The sequence below is a fragment of the Bacillus niameyensis genome (assembly GCF_001375535.1).
GTDB classification, from domain to species: Bacteria; Bacillota; Bacilli; order Bacillales; family Bacillaceae_C; genus Lederbergia; species Lederbergia niameyensis.
Genome location: NZ_LN831197.1, coordinates 302,664 through 321,136, shown reverse-complemented (window position 1 = coordinate 321,136; position 18,473 = coordinate 302,664). Strand labels below are relative to the sequence as shown.

The following is an 18,473-nucleotide window of genomic DNA, read 5'->3' as shown; positions in this document are numbered from 1 at the left end:
AGAGTATAGATTAAATTTAATTGAATGGAATTTTTTTCAAGTTTTTTTAAAAAAGAGTGTTGACTTTTCTACAAACCGCATCTATAATTAAAAATGTCGTTCGATGACGTGTCCCAGTAGCTCAGCAGGATAGAGCAACAGCCTTCTAAGCTGTGGGTCGGGGGTTCGAATCCCTCCTGGGACGTTAATAAAGTAGCGCCAAACCTAGTGTTATACAAGGGTTTGGCGCTTTTTTTATACAAATTTCAATATATCGTAATAAAGCTTATCAGCATATGGTGTTGGATTCCTAAATCAGTTGATCCAAAACTCCTATTCGGATCAAGCTTTGCTATGCCTGGATTATGGGAAACTTGGAAACCCACTCATGTAAGGATAACCCAATGAGCTTGTAAAGGACATCCACGATCGCATACCTACTGTTTTAAAGCCAAAGTTGATCTGATTGTCTTATTGAACCTGAACACTCACAGATGAATAATATACCTTAGAATTCCTCATAATAAATTCTGAGGTGAATTAATATGGAGATTTTTAACAAAATAAATAACAGAATATCTGAATGGAGCGCTATTCAAACTAAAAAGAAAATAAATATCAACCGCCGCAAGGGTACGTGCCCCGACTGTTCCGGCAGAGGTTTTTTTGCCACGGAAGCATTTATCGATCCGACATGTCTTAGTTGCAACGGCACCGGCTCATTTTCGGACTGGGCTGAGACCACTCTGCAACAGATTGAGTAGTGTGACCACAAACCTCTCATTAAGTACATCACTTCGATGGGATGCACAACCCACTAACCACAACACTTTTTTCTACCATTTTATATCCACTCCTTTCAACGCTATTAATTCGTTCCTGTCGAGTAATCGCCTGTTTTCCATTAATTCCGCTTATCACTAGTTCAATCGAATACAACTGACATAGACTAAATTGAATTAGAAAGGTGGTGAACTAAGTGAGTTGTTTCGGTGGATACGGCGGAGGTTATGCTGGCGAAAGCTATGGTGGTCGTGGCTTTGGTAGTGGCTTCGCTTTAATTGTTGTTCTTTTCATTCTGCTAATTATCATAGGGGCTACGATTCTTTAATTATTTTTTATCCTCCGCCACTTATATAAGCTGTATCCGAAATGTCGATACTTTCATCACTCTTGCTAAGAGCGCTTCCGCTTGGCGCTCTTATTAACTTTATAATCGACTGTGCATTAACTGAATAATAAATCATGAACGAATCCATGTTGTGCACCATTAGGATTAATCCAAAGAACTTCTTCTCTAATTGCAAATAGCAAAGTCACCCTTTGATCATAGGGTGACTTTTTTGATCTAAATATCTGCTACACATCGAAATCCGATATTACCTGAAGAACTATCTAGAGTATTCGAACTCCGTGCTGCTACCCGATAGCGATTGCAATAAGACTCATGACAAAGATAGGATCCGCCTCGCATCACCTTTGCTTTTCCAGAGTCAGGACCTTTCGGATTTTCCCGGCCCCCTCGATTGTGAATACTTCTTGTAAACCAGTCGGAGCACCACTCCCACACATTTCCGGATACATTATATAACCCATATCCATTCGGCGGAAAGGACTTAGCAGGTGCTGTCCCTTCATATCCATCTTCCTTAGTATTATGTTTCGGGAAAACTCCTTGCCAAATATTACAATTATGCTGATCGTTCATCATTAGCTCATCGCCCCATGGATACCTCAATTGCTCCAAACCACCTCGGGCGGCGTATTCCCACTCTGCTTCCGTTGGTAATCTTTTTCCTGCCCATTGGCAATAGGCATTAGCATCATTCCAGGAAACATGAATAACAGGGTGATCCATTCGACTTTCTATATTAGAGTCCGGCCCCTCTGGTTGATACCAATACGCTCCCTCAACTGTGTACCACCACGGAGTTTCACGGACAACTTGTCTAACCTTTCTAATCATGTTTGGAGACAATAAACTGTAAAAAACAAAAGACCAGCCAAATTGTTCAGCTTCTGTTTTATACCCTGTCTCCTTAACAAACTCAGAAAATTGGGCATTCGTAACAGTTGTCGAATCCATTAAAAATGAGTCAACTTTAATTTTTCGTGCAGGCCCTTCTCCGTCTGCGGGAAACCCTTCTTTACTAGAAGTTCCCATAATAAATTCACCACCGGGGATTTCAATCATCCCAGTTTTCAAATCATCTTTGGCAAATATTAGTTGTTCCTTTGCTAAAGCAGATTTATTACCGTTAGGACGACTAGTTGTACAACATGATTTCCTCTGTGTTTCTTCCATTATATAAAACCCCATTATTATAAATAATCAAGAATCCCATTTATATCGAGATTCTTGTTGTTGATTTAAACGTATAGTAAAGAGATAATAAGCTTTCCAATTATATCTCTTTCCCTCTACTAGCTATATACAACTCCTAACTCCGTAAGTTCTTCATGTTTTTCATTATAAAAACGAACGGTGCAGACAAGTTTTTCTTTTTCGACAATAGCATAAGTTTTTTCATTCCCGCCTCTCGGAAGTAAAATACTTCCTGGGTTTAGAAACAAAGTGCCTTCTATCATTTCGGCCTTTAACAAATGGGAGTGACCAAAAAATACAAAGTCAGCCTCAAGCTCTTTAGCACGATATGACATCTTTAATAGAGATGATTTTATTTGGAATAAATGGCCATGCGTAACATATATTTTATTCCCTTTCACACCTAACAAAAGTTCATTTGAGAATTTTTCATCATAATCACAATTACCTTTAACAATGGAATATCCCTTTAGAGCCGGATCCACAGCGCGAAGTTCAGAATCGCCACAATGAATCATCAAATCTACATCGTATTGGTATTTTTCTCGTAGTTCTTTTAATATCACTCTATCTCCATGGCTATCACTGACAATAAGTAATTTCAAATCGTTGCACCCCCATACTAATAATTTGGAGAACTTTTTTTATTTTAACAAATTTGAAGGGATAAAAGAAAATCTATTGCTTAAGTGCAACGATCTTTTTTAATGACATTAAGATTGATCTACTTAATCAAAGTCTTTTACTTTTTCTTTTAAACCATATAATTGCTCTTTTAACTCCTTAACTGCATCTTGATAATTTGGATGATCATAAACATTTTTTAGTTCATGTGGATCTTGTTCAAGGTCAAAAAGTTCCCATACCGGTTCTAATTTCTTATCACTTGTACCGGGCAAGCCAAATCCTTCACCATAGTAGCAAATTAATTTATATCTATGTGTTCTAATTCCATAATGAGCCGCAACATTATGTTCTGGATCTAGATGTTCCCAATAACGATAATACATAGAACTTTGCCAATCATTAGGCGTTGCCCCTTCAAATATTGGTCTTAAGCTAGTCCCTTGCATATCTTCTGGAGACTGAATTCCCGCATAATCGAGGAAAGTTTGAGCAAAATCCACATTTAATGCAAATGCATCCGTTGCACTGCCTGCTTTAATTGAACGAGGATAGCGAATTAAAAATGGCATTCTTAAAGATTCCTCATACATAAAGCGCTTATCATACCACCCATGGTCACCGAGGAAAAAGCCTTGATCTGAAGTGTAAATAATCATTGTATCGTCAGTGAGTCCTTTTTCATCCAAGTAATCTAGCAATCTCCCCACATTATCATCGATAGAAGCTATACACCTTAAATAATCTTTAATATACCTCTGATAATACCAACTTTTCAATTCAGAGGCAGATAGGCCTTCTGGCGGTTCCCCTTTCACATCGCGCTTCCGTAAATCGCGGTCAATCCTCATTTCAGCTTCAAAAGCAGCATATGTACGAGTGTCGTAATCATCATTGAAAGTTTCTGGCTCGGGAATATCAATATCTTCATATAAATGCTGATGTTTTTCATCTGGATCCCACGGACGATGTGGTGCTTTATGGTGACACATTAGGAAGAATGGCTGTTCTTCATCTCTTTTTTCAAGCCAATCCAAGCATAAATCTATTGTTATATCTGTTGCGTACCCCGGGATTTTCTTCTTTTCCCCCATCTCAATCATTTCCGGATCATGATAGGCACCTTGTCCAGGGAAAATATTCCAATAATCAAAGCCAGTTGGATCACTGTTTCCTCCATGACCTAAATGCCATTTTCCAATCATGGCTGTTTGATAGCCATTCACTTGCAATATCTTACCTACATGCTGTTGACGGGCATCAAAATCTTGATAAAGTGTTTTAACACCGTTGATATGGTTATACTTACCAGTCAAAATAGAAGCACGACTTGGCGCACAAATAGAATTGGTACAGAAGCAATTATCCAATCTCATTCCCTCGTTAGCAATCCTATCAAGATTTGGTGTTTCATTAATGCGGCTTCCGTACGCACTAATAGCATGTGCCGCATGGTCATCACTCATAATAAAAATAATGTTCGGTTGTTTAATTTCGCCCAATTATATCACCTATCCTTTTTTATTGTGTCTGTCACCTGTAAACAGGCATAGACATTTCTTTAGTGATGGTAGAATATTTGAGAACGGTATCATTTGTAATTAATCTATTGGAAGTTTTAACCGCTTATATTAAGTAATTATATCAGAACGATTTCATTCGTAAACACACTGTTATTATATCAATCTGTAAAATTGCGACATTCATTTAAATAAAAAAACGCCATCTGATAATAATCAGCATTTGGCGTTTTTTTCGTTATTGATCTAATTAGATTGTGATGATTCCTTAAAATATTTCTTTGTAAATTTCAGAGCCTCATTAACTTGTTCATCAAAATCATCCCATATACATTCAATAGAAACCCTGCCATCATAACGAGTTTTTTGCAGATTATTTACAAATAACTCAAATGGGTAGTTTCCAGTTCCTGGTGGAGAATAATTATCCGAAATATGAATATGACGAATACAGTCGCTAAAATTTACAATATTCTCAAACGAATCGTTTTCTTCCATCATATGAAAAATATCTGCTAAAACTTTTATAGAACTCCTATTAACCTTCCTACAAATTTCTACAGCTTCTGGAATTGTATGAATTATATTTGATGCCTTTTTATATAAAGGCTCAATCACAATAGTTAAACCTTGTTTATCAGCATAATCTGCAACTAGGTTAAGGAAATAAACGATCTGCTCTTGTCCCTTCTTCTTCGAGTATCCATCAGGAATACTTCTAGAACCGCCACTTCCGAATACGATAATTTTACCTCCAACTTGTTTAACTCTATGAAGAGCTTTTTCAATATATCGATGAATTCGATGATAATCAACATTTGCACCTGTCACTTTTAATTCTGCTGGCAAAAATATATTAAAAGCATCTATCGGAATAGGACTTTCTATCATCTGCTTCATGATTTCTTTCACTTCTTTATCACTTTTCTCTGGAGCAAGATGACCTATCTGGCATTCCATAAAATCATATCCTGCTCGGTAAGCAATGTGGGCCTTATCAATTCCTGCACAAACGCCAAACTTCATAGAAGAAACCCCATTTCCCGATATTAATATTTGAGGTGCTTCTTAATAAACTAGAAGCACCTCTATAATGCTAATTTAATTCTACTTCCAGCATTCGCTTATAGGCTTTTGTATGAATCTCAAGCATTTCATCAATACCTAACTTCTTAATCTCTTCAACATAGGCATCCCACTCACTGAAATCTCGCTTGCCAATAATAAATTTAGCAATCTCTTCATCTCTATGTTTTGCAATCGCTTCACCTTTAATCGCAATAATCTCTTGCTCCTCGTCCGTAAAAGCAGGCACTGGGACTACTGGAGCATCATATTGGGGATCATCTTCATACGCCTTCTTTACCTCATCACTAAATAAAGCCATATGAGCATCATAATCAAACCATGAATAAGTACCAAATAAGGATAACCCTGTATCGGTACGAAGTTCGGACGGACTTGGATATTCCTGAATCCATTTTTTCTCGCCGTTTTCTACCTCATATGTTTCCCCTTCAACACCCCAACTTAAAGTGTCTCTTCCTTCCTCAGAGAATGTCCAATCAATAAATCCTAGTACTGCTTCCAAGTTTTTAGTAGTAACAGCAACGGAATAACCAGCATCATTTATATGTGCATAGTAATCTAGTTGTTTCCCATTCGTAAAACCTGCTGGAGGAGGCATATTAATAATAGTATAATCAGGATTTGTCTCACGATTTGGTGCATTGAACATATCGATTCGACCAATATAATCTTGAGTTATAAAAGACGTGTCCGTTGACATAAGCTGCTGCCATTGTTCCGTATCTGTTGATAGAAAGTCTGGCGGAATTAATTTCTCTTCGTAAAATTTATTCATATACTCAATCATTACTCGATAATTATCTTCAATTGGACCATAACGCCATTCATCTTTATCATAGTCATAGTAATAATTCCAACTCGTTTCAAAATTCGGCGCAAAGTTAACTAATTTATCTGTTCCGTTTCGAAACCCAAATGGATATGACTCAGGATACTGCTTTTTAAGTTCAGTTAATACAGTATATAATTCATCCCAATTTTTCGGTGCTTCCAATCCGTGTTTATCAAAAATATCCTTCCGATAAAGCCAGAGCATTCGATTCGTTTCACCTATTCCTACGTTAGGGGATGTATACATTTTCCCATCATGAGAAATGGCCCTTCTAGCATCAAGAGGATATTCTTCCATCCATGCTTTTAAGTTGGGCATTTGATCAATATGATCCAAAAGATTGATTAATGCACCATCTTGCCCATATTTATTTCCAAGTTGATATGTCATGCGCAATAAATCAGGGAGATCTCCGGAAGCTATTGTAAGGTTCAATGATTCTGCCCAAGGATCTGGTGCAATTTTAATGTCAAGGTTAATGTTTCCTCCCTCTTCCATAAGATCCCACACGAGCCATTCTTTGTTCGTAGGCCAACTAGGATGTTCATTTGTATAAAATACTATTGTTGGTCTGTCACCATTCGTTTCAGCTTGTTCTTTCCCCTTAGAATTACTTGATGTTGTATCGTCAGGAGTTGAATTATTTGGTGATGATGTTCCATTGGAGCAACCAACAATTACAGTTAATACGAGCATCGTCATGAATAAGTTAAAAATGAGCTTTTTCATTCCATAACCCCTTTCATATTTTTCTATAATGATTATCTGCTTCAACTATCCCTTCATCGATCCAATCATCACCCCCTTAACAAAGTATTTTTGAAGGAACGGATAAAGCAGTAAAATCGGGATCGTTGAGGCCATGATCGTAGCGTATTTTAATGATTCTGCTACAATAATAGCGTCACCTGATGAAACATCCGCCATCTGTTCCACGAGAACCATATTCCTTAAAACAACCTGCAATGGGTAAAGAGCATCATTCCTTAGGTAGAGCAATGGCGACATAAAGTTATTCCAAATCCCCACTGCGTAAAATAAACCAATAGTAGCTAGAACAGGTTTTGAAAGGGGTAACACAATTCGAGTAAATATCCCAATATCATTAAGACCATCCATTTTCCCGGCTTCCTCTAACTCTGTTGGAATACTAGAAAAAAATGTTCTCATAATAATTAAATTCCATGTACTTACTGCTGTTGGTAGAATCATTGCCCAAATAGTGTCAACTAATCCCAAATTTTTAACAACTAAAAAGGTCGGGATCATACCGCCACTGAAAAGAATCGTGAAGACTATTAATAGCATGAAAGCTTTACGAAATATTAATCTACTTTTTGAGAGAGCATAGGCTCCCATTGCTGTTACGAGCAAAGATACGAATGTTCCAAGAGAAACATAGAGCAAAGTGTTAAGGTATCCTCTTCCAATACGGGAATCACTTAATACATGTTCATAGTTTTTAAGAGTGAATTCTTTTGGCCAGAAATTCACCTGTCCCTTCATAACATAAATATCTGAGCTTAAAGAAACCGCTATCATATATACAAATGGATAAACTGTAACAAAGGCTACAATTAGCAAAATAATAGTATTAACAATAGTAAAAGGGGTTATCTTCCTTCTCCACATCAGCATTTCCTCCTTACCATAGGCTTTCTTGCCCAGACTTTTTAGCAAAATAATTGGCTGCAAATAAGAAAATAAAACTGATTATTCCAAGAAAGATCCCAATTGCTGTAGCATAACTATAGTTCCCCTGTACAAGACCTACCCTATAAACATATGTAGAAATAATATCTGCAGTCTCATAGGTTACTGGATTATAGAGTAAGAAAACCTTTTCAAAGCCAATCTCCAAAATCTTACCAATATTGAGAATTCCAACAATAAAGATTGCTGGTAAAATACCCGGAATCGTAATATGAATCAGTTTCGCGAAACGACCGGCTCCATCAATTTCTGCAGCTTCATAAAGTTGGGGGTCAATTCCTGTTAGAGCAGCTAAGAATATGATCGTTTCCCATCCCATATGCTGCCATATTTCAGAAGAAACGAAGATGGTACGAAACATTTCTGGCATAATCATCCAGTTCAATGGCTCAACACCTAAGAAGCCAATTAGTCGATTCACGATCCCATCGGGCGATAGGAACATGACGATCATGCTAGCGACAATTACGTTGGAAATAAAGTGCGGGAGGTAACTGACTGTTTGGACAAAACGTTTAAAGTACATATTTTTCACTTCATTTAACAATAGAGCGAATATGATTGGAATTGGAAACCCAAAGATAAATTTATATAACCCTAATAAGAATGTGTTTCGCAGTAATATGAAAAAGTCAGGACTTTCTACAAACATTTTGTAATATTTTAGTCCAACCCAATCACTTTCTAATAATCCTTTGAACAAATTATAATCTTTAAAAGAAATAATAATCCCAAACATTGGTGCATAGTGAAAAAGCAGATAATAGATTAAACAAGGAGCAAATAAAATCAATAGATACTTACTGTCATTTAATCTTTTTAAAAAAGGGTTTTTCCTCTTAGTTACAGGAAGCGCTTCCATATTCGTTTCAACTTTTTGAAAACTACTCATATACTTACCTCCCATTATCCCAAAAATCTCTTGATAAAAACCTTACTTTTTCTTCATCTACTTCTACTCCGATACCTGGTCCACTCGGTAACTGAATTCGTCCCGCTTCTATATTTAATGGTTTTGTAAGAATATCGTCACCCAAAAATTGTGGTCCGTTCCAAGCGCACGGTAAATCTATTCCAAATGCACACGCAAGATGAAGATTGGTTGCTAATCCCAAACCAGTTTCTGTAAGTCCGCTTGAGAGAATAAGCAAATTTGCCTGTTGCGCAATAATCGCACATTGAAACGAAGGATATAACCCTCCATTTCTCGTTACTTTTGTAGTAAAAGCAGTAATTAAATCTTGTTTAATCCATTCCATTAAGTCTTTAGGTGAAACGATTGCTTCATCAACTGCAATGGGAATACTCGCAAAATTCTTGAACCTTTTCCAGTTACTCCAATCATTAGAAGAAAAGGGTTGCTCCAATAAATCTAAACCTGCATCTTCTAAAGACGATATATACTTAGTTGCTTCATTAAATGTGTACCCACCATTAGCATCACCCCAGAGAAAACCATTAGGAACCATTTTTTTTATGTAATGACATAGTTGAACATCGAGTATTGGATCAGCTCCCAGTTTGACATTAAAATTTTGATAGCCTTGACTTAAACCTTCCTCAACAATCAATTTTGCTTGCTGAAGATTATCAGCAGAAACTGTCCAGCTTAATGTCACCTCTTTGTTTCGACATAATCCCCACATCTCAGAGATATTTACACCTAACCTATGCGCTTTTAAATCATGAATTGCCGTATCTAATGCACACTTTGCTATAGGATGACTTGTAGAAAAAGCAGGTCCAATAGCTTTTTCCATTCGCGAATGAAACTCATCAATATCGTAGATATCAGCATCAATGATTGATGGAATAAAATAGTTTTCCAGCGTGGCAATTACGGTTTCGATTGTTTCGGATGACCATAAATAACTTGGTGATCCTTCACCCCATCCTACAAATCCATCTTCATCTGTTAGTTTTACCATCATAACTGTTCGTTTCATGTCACCTCCCCCTACTTTTCCACGAGCAATACTAAAATTACTTTTATATGGGATGAGTAGTGGGAATATCTCAACCTTTACAATTTTCATAAAGTATCCCTTTCGTTTAGTATTCTAAAATTCATTAACATAAAGCTGCTACCATTAAAGGCCTTACAGAAAAATCCTCTGAGATAAAAAATAAGTTGATTTTTACAGTTCATTATTTACCCGGACTGTTCTGTGGGGAGACTGTTTTGCTTTCCCTTTTTTACTAGCCTTTGTAACCCAGTTGTTGAATACCAAGGATCATTTTTATCGATTGGTAAATAGACTCGTTTCCCTTGTGTTGCAGATTTATAGATTGCTGTGATTACCTCAATTACTTTACGAGCTTCTATTCCATTCACTATTGGATCCTCATCACTTATAATGGCTTGTAATAAATCCCCAACCGGTCCTCTATGATCGGATGTTCCTACTTCGATTTCATTCGCGACCTTTTCCAGTTCCTCTATTCCTTGTTGATCCTGAATTGGGAATCCACCATCATTTTCAATAAGAGCATGGTATTTGAGCGGGAAACTAACCCCTTTATTTTCACCAGATATACTCATTGAAACATCACCAATCACTGAGCTTACAGTTCCGTTTACCTGTCCAATCGCCCCATTGGAGAATCTTAAGACTGCCATTGAAACATCTTCCACTTCAATGTCATGTAGGACAGTTTCTATTTCGGCTGAAACAGATTCAACTTCACCCATTAACCATAAAAAGATATCTAACATATGTATTTCGTGATTAATAGTGACTCCGCCACACTCGGTATTCCATTTCCCCCGCCAGTCAACTTCATAGTAAGATTTTCCACGCCAATATAGGCCATTTAATTGGCCAAAAGTAACTCGTTCCAAACTTCCTCTATTTAAAATGTGTTTCATCTTGTTAAAATCTTGGCGATAACGATATTGAAAACTAACCGCTAACTTTCTATTATTCTTCGTAGCGACTTCAATCATTTCATCGCAATCTGCTAAAGATGCAGCAAGTGGTTTTTCGCAAAGTACATGTTTACCAGCTGTAAACGCAGCAATTACAGCCTCTTTATGAGCAAAAGGTGGAGTGCATATAGATACAATATCGATATCTTCACGGGAAATAACTTCCTTAAAATCTGTATATACCCTTACATTTCCCCCAATAAAGTTAGCTAGTTTACTAGCCTTTTCTGGTAAAAGATCACATACTGCCTTTATTTCACATTGTTCACTAAACGCTTGATAAGCTTTAACATGTTCTAACGAAATAATGCCACAACCAATAATGGCTACTCCAAAACGCCTTTTAACCAATTCCTCCAACTCCTTTATACTTAATAGATAGTTCTTCACTAGGTAGTAAACGATTACTAAAATAGTAAACAAAAAGAATAATCTAGATCAAACAATAAATGGCTCGCAGATATATCAGAATGTTTAGTTAATTCAGCAGAAGAGTTTATTCATATTGCTTAAATGATTTACATATTTTTGGCATTCGAGCTTCTTTCCCAATATTTCCCTACACCAAACGTATCAAAAATTTACTGATGCTTCGGTATTTCTTATATCCATTGTTATTAAATAGTATGAATAGTAATCGGTCTCTATACTTAAAACAATAATAAATAAACATAATAGATATGTCAATCCTATTTGATTAAATATTAAAACTTAACTAAATAATTAGTATATTGGAAATAGGACTTAATATTGGATCGTATTTAGCTCTGATAGAAAAAAAGAGATATTTTATTAACTATAAAAGCTAATAAAATACCTCAGTGTTTAAAGTGTTTATATTCTGGATTAGGATAGAACATTAATCTCAAACGGTCACAGAAGTGATATTTATTTCAGTAAGAGCATTACGAGATAAAGATATTACGCTCCCGAAATCCTTGGCATTACTAATGGTTCTTTCCCCAATTCTGCCCAAGCATATTTTAGTAGTAATCTTGCTTTTAATTCTAGACAGGAAGGATCATCCCACAGATTATTTAGTTCTTGTGGATCTTCTTGCAAGTCAAATATTTCGCCAAATTCACGATTATAATAAATGGTGAGTTTATAGCGCTCGTCAATAAATGTTTTCATATGAACAGCTGTCGGCTGAGTGCGGTACTCACATATAACATGGTCTCTCGCACTCTCCTTTTTACCACACCACACTTCCCTCTGATCTACTCCGGTCATTGTTGAAGGAATATTTCCACCTGAAAAACTTAGTAATGTCGGAGCTAAATCAACAAGAGATTGCATAGCAGTAGACATCTGTCCTGAGGCTACATGATTAGGATAACGAACTAAAAATGGTAATTTCAACACATCCTCGTAATGAAAGCCACCTTTATCATGTAAGCCATGCTGCCCAAAAAAGTGACCGTGATCTGTCGTAAAGACAACAATTGTTTCATCTGCAATACCGAGTTCATCTAAACGATCGAGGATTTTCCCGATATACTTGTCCATCATACTGATCATGCCATAGTAAACCGCCATATTTTTCCTAGCTTCTTCTTCAGTTACATGTGCGTGCGAATGAAAACCAATATTTCCTATATTCGTCTCCATATATGAAGAAAAGTCAGGATTTTTTTCTTGTGACAATTGAAAATGTGGTGGATTCTTCGCATGTTCACCAGGAACAAGTGTCGGAAGTGTTAGTTTTTCTGGATCATACATTGTATCCCAAGGTTCCGGTACGAGATATGGCGGATGTGGGTCAAAAAAGCTTGCCCAGACGAAAAATGGTTCATCCTTTTCACTGTACTCTGTCATCCTAGCATTTGTGCGCTCTGCTATCCAAGTATTATAATGATATTTTTCTGGAATTTTCCAGTTGTATTTTTCTGAACGATCCATTGTTCCTGTTGGCGGCAAATAATAATCACGCCAATTATCACAGCCATTTTCTTCTAACCAGAGCGCATAATGCTGACCAACATGGGCTTCGTTCGTATGATTGCGCGCTAAATCAACATCTTGAAATCCATAGAATTCTTCATCAAAGTGTTTCCAAAATTCGAGATCCTGTAATAGAGGATAAGCTTCCAAAGACGGATACTCCTCAGTCGAAGCAAGCGGTTGAAAATGTGCTTTTCCAACTAATGCTGTTTTATAATCATTTTTTTGCAGTAGTTCACCAATCGTCGTTTTTTCCTCTGATAACTTCGTTCCAATACTATAAGCACCATGTTGACTTGGGTACATTCCAGTTATAATTGAAGCTCTTGATGGAGTACATGTTGGATTAGGACAATAGGCCCGATTAAAGGTTGTCCCCTCTTTAACAAGACGATCTAGGTTTGGGGTTGAAATTTCCTTATTAAAAGCCCCTATCGTATCCCAGTGCTGTTGATCACTCGTGATTAATAGAATATTTGGTTTCTTCAAGGGAAAAGGTCTCCTTTCAATTTCATCAACGATAACCAGAATTAGAAATAAAGAGGATTAAAAATTGCCTACTCTTAATCCTCTTCAATCTTTAATTAAAGGTTGAAAGCTTACCAAATTACTATTTTTTCCTCTCAATCGCCTTAATTTTTAGATTCATATATTCTTCTAGGCCCATGCGCTCAAGTGTTTTAACATAATCGTCAAAATTCAAGAGTGGTTCAGTTCCAACAATAAATTTATCCCTCATTTCAACAACATACTTTTCGATATCCGTACCGACACCTTGTAATTGATTAGTTTCCTCATTTGTATGTCTTATAGACAGCCATGGTTCTTCTACTAAATTCGGTGCTAATAACTCTGCAGTTGCCATTTCATCTGGCTTACTTTCTGCGCCTTGGAAATAATCTAGTGTTGTCATCGATGGGAAGCCGCCACCAGGGAATGTCAAATATTTTGCCCACTCTTTTTCTATTGTCAATCCATCTTTACTATTTACAATATGATCCATGTATACGGCTTTACCATTTTCATCTATCTCATAGGTTTCGCCTTCTATTCCCATGAAGAATAACTCTAATCCTTCATCGCCATAGAAATGATCAATCCATCTAACAGTAGCTTCAGGATATTTATTTTCGCTCGTAATTAGAAATGCTCCAGGGTTTAATACAGCATCATAAAGTGTTGTCCATATTTTATCCCCATGTGGTCCTGCAAGCTGTGGCAAACCAATATACTGGGTTCCATAATCTTTAATAATCTGCATAGGACTATACCAAATAATACTACCATACTTTCCTTCATCTTGATTTGCTAAGTATTGCGTATGCTCAATTGAGTAAAGATTTTGTTCAATTAATCCTTCACTATACAATTTATGCATATATTCAAGCAGCTCTTTGTATCGTTCTGAAATTGGCCAAAAACGATAATCACCTGTTTCTGGATCCAAGTCCAAATATCCACCACCAGATCCTTTGTTAGCTAAACCAAAAGAGCCCCTCAAATACGCAAATAACGGGTCAATATATGGAGCTCCAAATGGAATTTCCTCTACTTTACCACCACTGGGACTATCCTCTTTAACCGCTTTCAAATATTGATAATACTCATCTGTTGTTTCGGGAATATCCATGTTAAGGACTTCAAGCCAGTCTTTTCGAACAAATGGTTTAGGCCCCATACGATATGAAAGGAATTCTGGATCAGCCATTTGTGGAAAGCCATAAATATTTCCGTCTGGCATCGTTACTCCTGCTTTTATTTCAGGATATTTTTCCATCAAGGCTTTAAAGTTAGGTGCATACTCATCAATTAAATCATTTAGTGGTATGAATACACCTTGCTCTCCATAACGCATAATATCAGATACAGGCATGGACGCACTATGAAATGCGTCTGGTAAATTACCGCTACCAAGAGCAAGATTTCGTTGTTCCGCAAGTCCTGCATGAGGAACCATTTTCCATTTAATATTCATATTAGTCATCTTTTCATACTCATTGAATATCATAACATCATTCCAATCTGGATTCGTTGCTGGAGCTTGTCCGGCAAAAATTTCTAGATTGATTTCCTCATTGACAATTGGAAAACCAGTTTTGTTTAAAAACTCCTTCTCCCCATCATTTGGTCCTTCTACTTCCTTCTTTGCACTGCAGGCTGTCATAAAGATTAGAACTAAAGAAAATAATACTAATAAAATTTTACTCTTCATAAAGTATACCCCCTAGTCTTTTTAAGTATTAAAGCGCATACATTCCCCTAAATTATCGATAGTGTTTGAGTTTTAAATAGCTCCTCCCCTCTTAACTAGTAAAATCTAAAAGATAATTAATTTAACTAACTATCTTAAATTTATATGAACGCTTACATTATTGTCAACCTTTTTCGCAAATTTGAATTATTTTGTCGTTAGTCTTCTCGTTACTGTAAAACTAGCAGCTACTGTGAATACTAGAACACTTCATCACTACTTTTAATAATGCCTAATAGTTATTTAATGTGATAAAAAAAATAGAAGGTAAGACTCGACACATCTTACCTTCTCTTAAATAACTCTTTTAGCACAGGCACTAAGTTCTGCAGGGCTTCTGCACGATGACTAATCCTATTTTTCTCTTCATTAGAAAGTTCAGCCATTGATTTACCTGACACTGTTACAAAAAATACGGGATCATAACCAAATCCATTATGACCTCGTCTCTCTTTTAATATAAATCCTTCACATTTACCCGAAACGACAATCGTTTTTTCTCCCGGAATCGCGACAGCAAGTGAACAATAGAAACGAGCAGTTCTTTTATTTTCTGGAACTTCTCTCATTTCGAATAGAAGCTTATTAATATTATCCTCATCATTTTTTTCTAACCCCGCGTATCTGGCAGAATAAATTCCGGGCATCCCATCTAATTCATCTACAATCAGACCTGAATCATCGGCAATAACGATTGTATCGGTCAAATTAGAAATTCCTTCTGCTTTAAGAGCCGCATTTTCCTCGAAACTATTTCCCGTTTCTTCGATATCTGGAGCATTTTCAATGTCTAACAAAGTCAACACTTCTACTCCATACTCAGAAAATAAGGTTTTAAATTCCGCTGCTTTCCCCTTGTTTTTTGTAGCGATAATAATCTTTTTCATCCTTTTTTTCTCTCCACTTGCTCATCAATTAAATTCGCAACATCCCCGAGTACTTCTCTTTGAATACTCATTAATTGTTTTAATCCTACTTCCGCAGTTGCAAGCATTTCTTGAAGTTGTGAAGCAGAAAAAGTTGCTTCCTCCCCAGTGCCTTGGATTTCAACAAACTCCCCATTTCCTGTCATTACAATATTCATATCAACAGCTGCAGTGCTATCCTCTACATAATTCAAATCTAAAATAACTTCCTGATTTTGGTTAATACCGACACTTGTCGCAGCAAGAAAATCGATAATAGGAAAAGTGTTTATTCTTTTTTCCTCATAAAGTTTGGATAACGCTAGTGCAACCGCTACAAAGGCACCTGTAATGGAAGCTGTTCTCGTTCCTCCATCAGCCTGGATTACATCACAATCTACCCAGACAGTCTTCTCACCTATCGCCTCAAGATTTACAATTGACCGTAGAGATCTTCCGATTAATCTTTGAATTTCCATCGTTCTACCAGAGACTTTACCTTTTGACGATTCGCGGATATTTCTTGTCTCAGTTGCCCTTGGTAACATGGCATATTCTGCAGTAATCCATCCTTTTCCTTCGCCACGCATAAATGGAGGAACACGGTCTTCTATGCTGGCCGCACAAATTACCTTTGTATCACCAACTGTAATTAAAACAGACCCCTCAGGATGTGTAAGGTAATTCTTTTCAATATGTACAGTTCTTAAATTATCTGGATTTCTTCCATCAGGACGCAAATAAATTTCCTCCTTTAAATATGTGCATTTGTGTATAGTTTATCCCAAAAGTGTAGTTGCTATTTTGAAGGTTTTATATAAACCTTGGGAATTTAACTTAACTATAAACAAAATATAAGAGGCTGCGTTATGCCAGCCTCTTTCACTTATTTATATAGTATAACAAACTCTACGTTTTAAAAACTACCTGTATTCACTTTTTCCGGGCGAGTGACTGGAGCTGTTAAAGGTTCACCTTGTTCGTTAACAATTTCTTCAGCACCATCAACAGCAATTGACACACTTTCAATGCCTTCTTGCTCAGTTAAAGAAAGAACAATGGACTCTAGGGTTTCATTGGAGATTATTTTTTCTTCATTACTATTTCCAAGTATAAACTCGTTAAAATTCAGGGTAACATTCCCTTCTCCGATTGAAGGTTCTTCAATCAATTGTACATCATTATGAAGAGCACTCGCTAATTCAGTTTGCAAACCAGGCCCTTCAACTAATTGATTGATGACTGCCGTAATATCATTCTTTTCACTATTGGAAACCCTTCTAGTGACAGGCACATAATAAGGCTTTTCATCTGATTGTCCTAAATAATAAACAGTAACAGGTCTAGTGTTCGTAATATCTCCCACATCTGCGTAGTCTATATTTATTCCATCTGCACGACTAAGTCCTTTATCACTGATCGGGGTTCCTCCTTTTGGCATTTCAGTTAATGGATACCCGTTAACTTTTAATACAACAGAATTAACTGAATCAAACTGTGTTAACGTCCAAGTGATAGACTCAAGAATATTTTGTTCATCCTTCTCTTCATAGGAAGTGAATTCTTCAGAAAAGTCAACTGTTGCAACACCATCTTGAATATCAACATCTACTTCAGTCCCTGCTGGGATCGCAGTTCTAAATCCATTTGGAAGCATATCAGATATCGGTCCATCTGATACTAGGTGCATCAAAGCTTCTTTAGCGATACCTTTAATTTGTGGTAATGGCAAAGATTGCGCAACCACGTAACCATTTTTGTCAATTAGGTAAATATCTCTCATGACTGTGTCCGTATTTTCCTCAGCGGTAGTTTCTGTTTCAGGAGAAGTTTCAAGGTTTTCCCCTTCTTTTAAATGCGTTACTTCTCCTGGCGGATCAAGACTTTCTTTATCTTTGCCGAATAAACCGCAGCCCGTAAGAAACATACTTGCTGTTAGTACTCCAGCTAGTGTCAAGGCTAATTTTGCCTGTTTTGACATGTTCGTACCCCTCCTAAGACAGTTTGTACTACATGTATACGAGCCTCCATTATAGAATAGACCGTCTTTAACAAAAGTTTTTCTGAAAAAAATCAGTGTTGAAATATCCAAACACGACTATGACGCTTTGTGAAAGGGGATTAGTTAAATATATAGCCTTTCAACGTTCAGTCAGAATTAGCACGGCGTCTCATTCTTAATCGGATTCGTATAGTACAGCCAAACTTCAATCAGTTTAGGAAGGAAAACAATTTCATACGAATAAAAAGGCCCGTTCAATTTACCAAAAGACCAGTCTTCGTGGATACACAAATGCTATTTTTTCTTCACATAGTGTCGAAAGATTAAAAAAGGATTTAATTTTAGTTATAAAAAAACAG

The 18,473-nt window shown here is 36.6% G+C and carries 16 protein-coding genes and 1 tRNA gene; 2 read left to right on the top strand and 15 right to left on the bottom strand.

Features of this window, described 5'->3' with window-relative positions; all coding sequences use genetic code 11:
* Positions 1–110 precede the first annotated feature (110 nt).
* Positions 111–184: transfer RNA gene (locus BN1243_RS01590), tRNA-Arg, on the top strand.
* A gap of 774 nt (positions 185–958) precedes the next feature.
* Entirely contained in the window at positions 959–1,090 is a 132-nt protein-coding gene (locus BN1243_RS21475; RefSeq protein WP_084781777.1) for a YjcZ family sporulation protein, read from the top strand.
* Positions 1,091–1,097: 7 nt separating this feature from the next.
* Here BN1243_RS21475 and BN1243_RS01580 read toward each other — a convergent pair whose 3' ends face one another.
* The 15 genes from BN1243_RS01580 to BN1243_RS01510 form a co-directional block, all read right to left on the bottom strand.
* On the bottom strand, positions 1,098–1,250 hold the full coding sequence (locus BN1243_RS01580) for a hypothetical protein (RefSeq protein WP_230200075.1): 153 nt from the start codon (positions 1,248–1,250) through the stop codon (positions 1,098–1,100).
* A gap of 77 nt (positions 1,251–1,327) precedes the next feature.
* Positions 1,328–2,284, bottom strand: a complete 957-nt coding sequence (locus BN1243_RS01575; RefSeq protein WP_062104531.1) for a formylglycine-generating enzyme family protein — start codon at positions 2,282–2,284, stop codon at positions 1,328–1,330.
* A gap of 119 nt (positions 2,285–2,403) precedes the next feature.
* A complete protein-coding gene (locus BN1243_RS01570; protein ID WP_062104530.1) occupies positions 2,404–2,910 on the bottom strand; it encodes a metallophosphoesterase in 507 nt (168 codons plus the stop codon).
* Between the two features lie 123 nt (positions 2,911–3,033).
* Positions 3,034–4,431, bottom strand: coding sequence for a sulfatase family protein (locus BN1243_RS01565; RefSeq protein WP_230200074.1), 1,398 nt, complete (start codon positions 4,429–4,431; stop codon positions 3,034–3,036).
* Between the two features lie 264 nt (positions 4,432–4,695).
* Positions 4,696–5,475: a sugar phosphate isomerase/epimerase family protein gene (locus BN1243_RS01560; protein ID WP_062104529.1), complete on the bottom strand. Its 780-nt coding sequence runs from the start codon at positions 5,473–5,475 to the stop codon at positions 4,696–4,698.
* Between the two features lie 70 nt (positions 5,476–5,545).
* On the bottom strand, positions 5,546–7,099 hold the full coding sequence (locus BN1243_RS01555; protein WP_069201822.1) for an extracellular solute-binding protein: 1,554 nt from the start codon (positions 7,097–7,099) through the stop codon (positions 5,546–5,548).
* Between the two features lie 45 nt (positions 7,100–7,144).
* A complete protein-coding gene (locus BN1243_RS01550; RefSeq protein WP_062104527.1) occupies positions 7,145–8,008 on the bottom strand; it encodes a carbohydrate ABC transporter permease in 864 nt (287 codons plus the stop codon).
* Between the two features lie 7 nt (positions 8,009–8,015).
* Positions 8,016–8,945, bottom strand: a complete 930-nt coding sequence (locus BN1243_RS01545) for an ABC transporter permease (RefSeq protein ID WP_062110288.1) — start codon at positions 8,943–8,945, stop codon at positions 8,016–8,018.
* Positions 8,946–8,979: 34 nt separating this feature from the next.
* Entirely contained in the window at positions 8,980–10,029 is a 1,050-nt protein-coding gene (locus BN1243_RS01540; protein WP_195892063.1) for a mandelate racemase/muconate lactonizing enzyme family protein, read from the bottom strand.
* 206 nt (positions 10,030–10,235) lie between these two features.
* Positions 10,236–11,402 carry a Gfo/Idh/MocA family protein gene (locus tag BN1243_RS01535; RefSeq protein ID WP_230200073.1) on the bottom strand — a complete coding sequence of 389 codons (1,167 nt, stop codon included), beginning with the start codon at positions 11,400–11,402 and terminating at the stop codon, positions 10,236–10,238.
* A gap of 531 nt (positions 11,403–11,933) precedes the next feature.
* The gene (locus tag BN1243_RS01530; RefSeq protein WP_062104524.1) at positions 11,934–13,445 is read right to left on the bottom strand and encodes a sulfatase family protein; all 1,512 of its coding nucleotides are present in this window, start codon (positions 13,443–13,445) and stop codon (positions 11,934–11,936) included.
* A 121-nt stretch (positions 13,446–13,566) separates the two neighbouring features.
* On the bottom strand, positions 13,567–15,168 hold the full coding sequence (locus BN1243_RS01525; protein WP_062104523.1) for an extracellular solute-binding protein: 1,602 nt from the start codon (positions 15,166–15,168) through the stop codon (positions 13,567–13,569).
* A gap of 323 nt (positions 15,169–15,491) precedes the next feature.
* Positions 15,492–16,094, bottom strand: a complete 603-nt coding sequence (locus BN1243_RS01520) for an XTP/dITP diphosphatase (RefSeq protein WP_062104522.1) — start codon at positions 16,092–16,094, stop codon at positions 15,492–15,494.
* Positions 16,091–16,852, bottom strand: coding sequence for a ribonuclease PH (rph, locus tag BN1243_RS01515; RefSeq protein ID WP_062104521.1), 762 nt, complete (start codon positions 16,850–16,852; stop codon positions 16,091–16,093). The genes BN1243_RS01520 and rph overlap by 4 nt, the downstream gene beginning before the upstream one ends.
* A 176-nt stretch (positions 16,853–17,028) precedes the next feature.
* Positions 17,029–18,093, bottom strand: a complete 1,065-nt coding sequence (locus tag BN1243_RS01510; protein WP_062104520.1) for a GerMN domain-containing protein — start codon at positions 18,091–18,093, stop codon at positions 17,029–17,031.
* Positions 18,094–18,473 lie beyond the last annotated feature (380 nt).

Excerpts from the sequence above, each read along its gene's own strand:
- BN1243_RS01580 (WP_230200075.1), bottom strand. The coding sequence starts at position 1,250 with ATGGTGCACAACATGGATTCGTTCATGATTTATTATTCAGTTAATGCA.
- BN1243_RS01575 (WP_062104531.1), bottom strand. The coding sequence starts at position 2,284 with ATGGAAGAAACACAGAGGAAATCATGTTGTACAACTAGTCGTCCTAAC.
- BN1243_RS01560 (WP_062104529.1), bottom strand. The coding sequence starts at position 5,475 with ATGAAGTTTGGCGTTTGTGCAGGAATTGATAAGGCCCACATTGCTTAC.
- BN1243_RS01555 (WP_069201822.1), bottom strand. The coding sequence starts at position 7,099 with ATGAAAAAGCTCATTTTTAACTTATTCATGACGATGCTCGTATTAACT.
- BN1243_RS01550 (WP_062104527.1), bottom strand. The coding sequence starts at position 8,008 with ATGCTGATGTGGAGAAGGAAGATAACCCCTTTTACTATTGTTAATACT.
- BN1243_RS01545 (WP_062110288.1), bottom strand. The coding sequence starts at position 8,945 with ATGGAAGCGCTTCCTGTAACTAAGAGGAAAAACCCTTTTTTAAAAAGA.
- BN1243_RS01540 (WP_195892063.1), bottom strand. The coding sequence starts at position 10,029 with ATGAAACGAACAGTTATGATGGTAAAACTAACAGATGAAGATGGATTT.
- BN1243_RS01525 (WP_062104523.1), bottom strand. The coding sequence starts at position 15,168 with ATGAAGAGTAAAATTTTATTAGTATTATTTTCTTTAGTTCTAATCTTT.
- BN1243_RS01520 (WP_062104522.1), bottom strand. The coding sequence starts at position 16,094 with ATGAAAAAGATTATTATCGCTACAAAAAACAAGGGGAAAGCAGCGGAA.
- BN1243_RS01510 (WP_062104520.1), bottom strand. The coding sequence starts at position 18,093 with ATGTCAAAACAGGCAAAATTAGCCTTGACACTAGCTGGAGTACTAACA.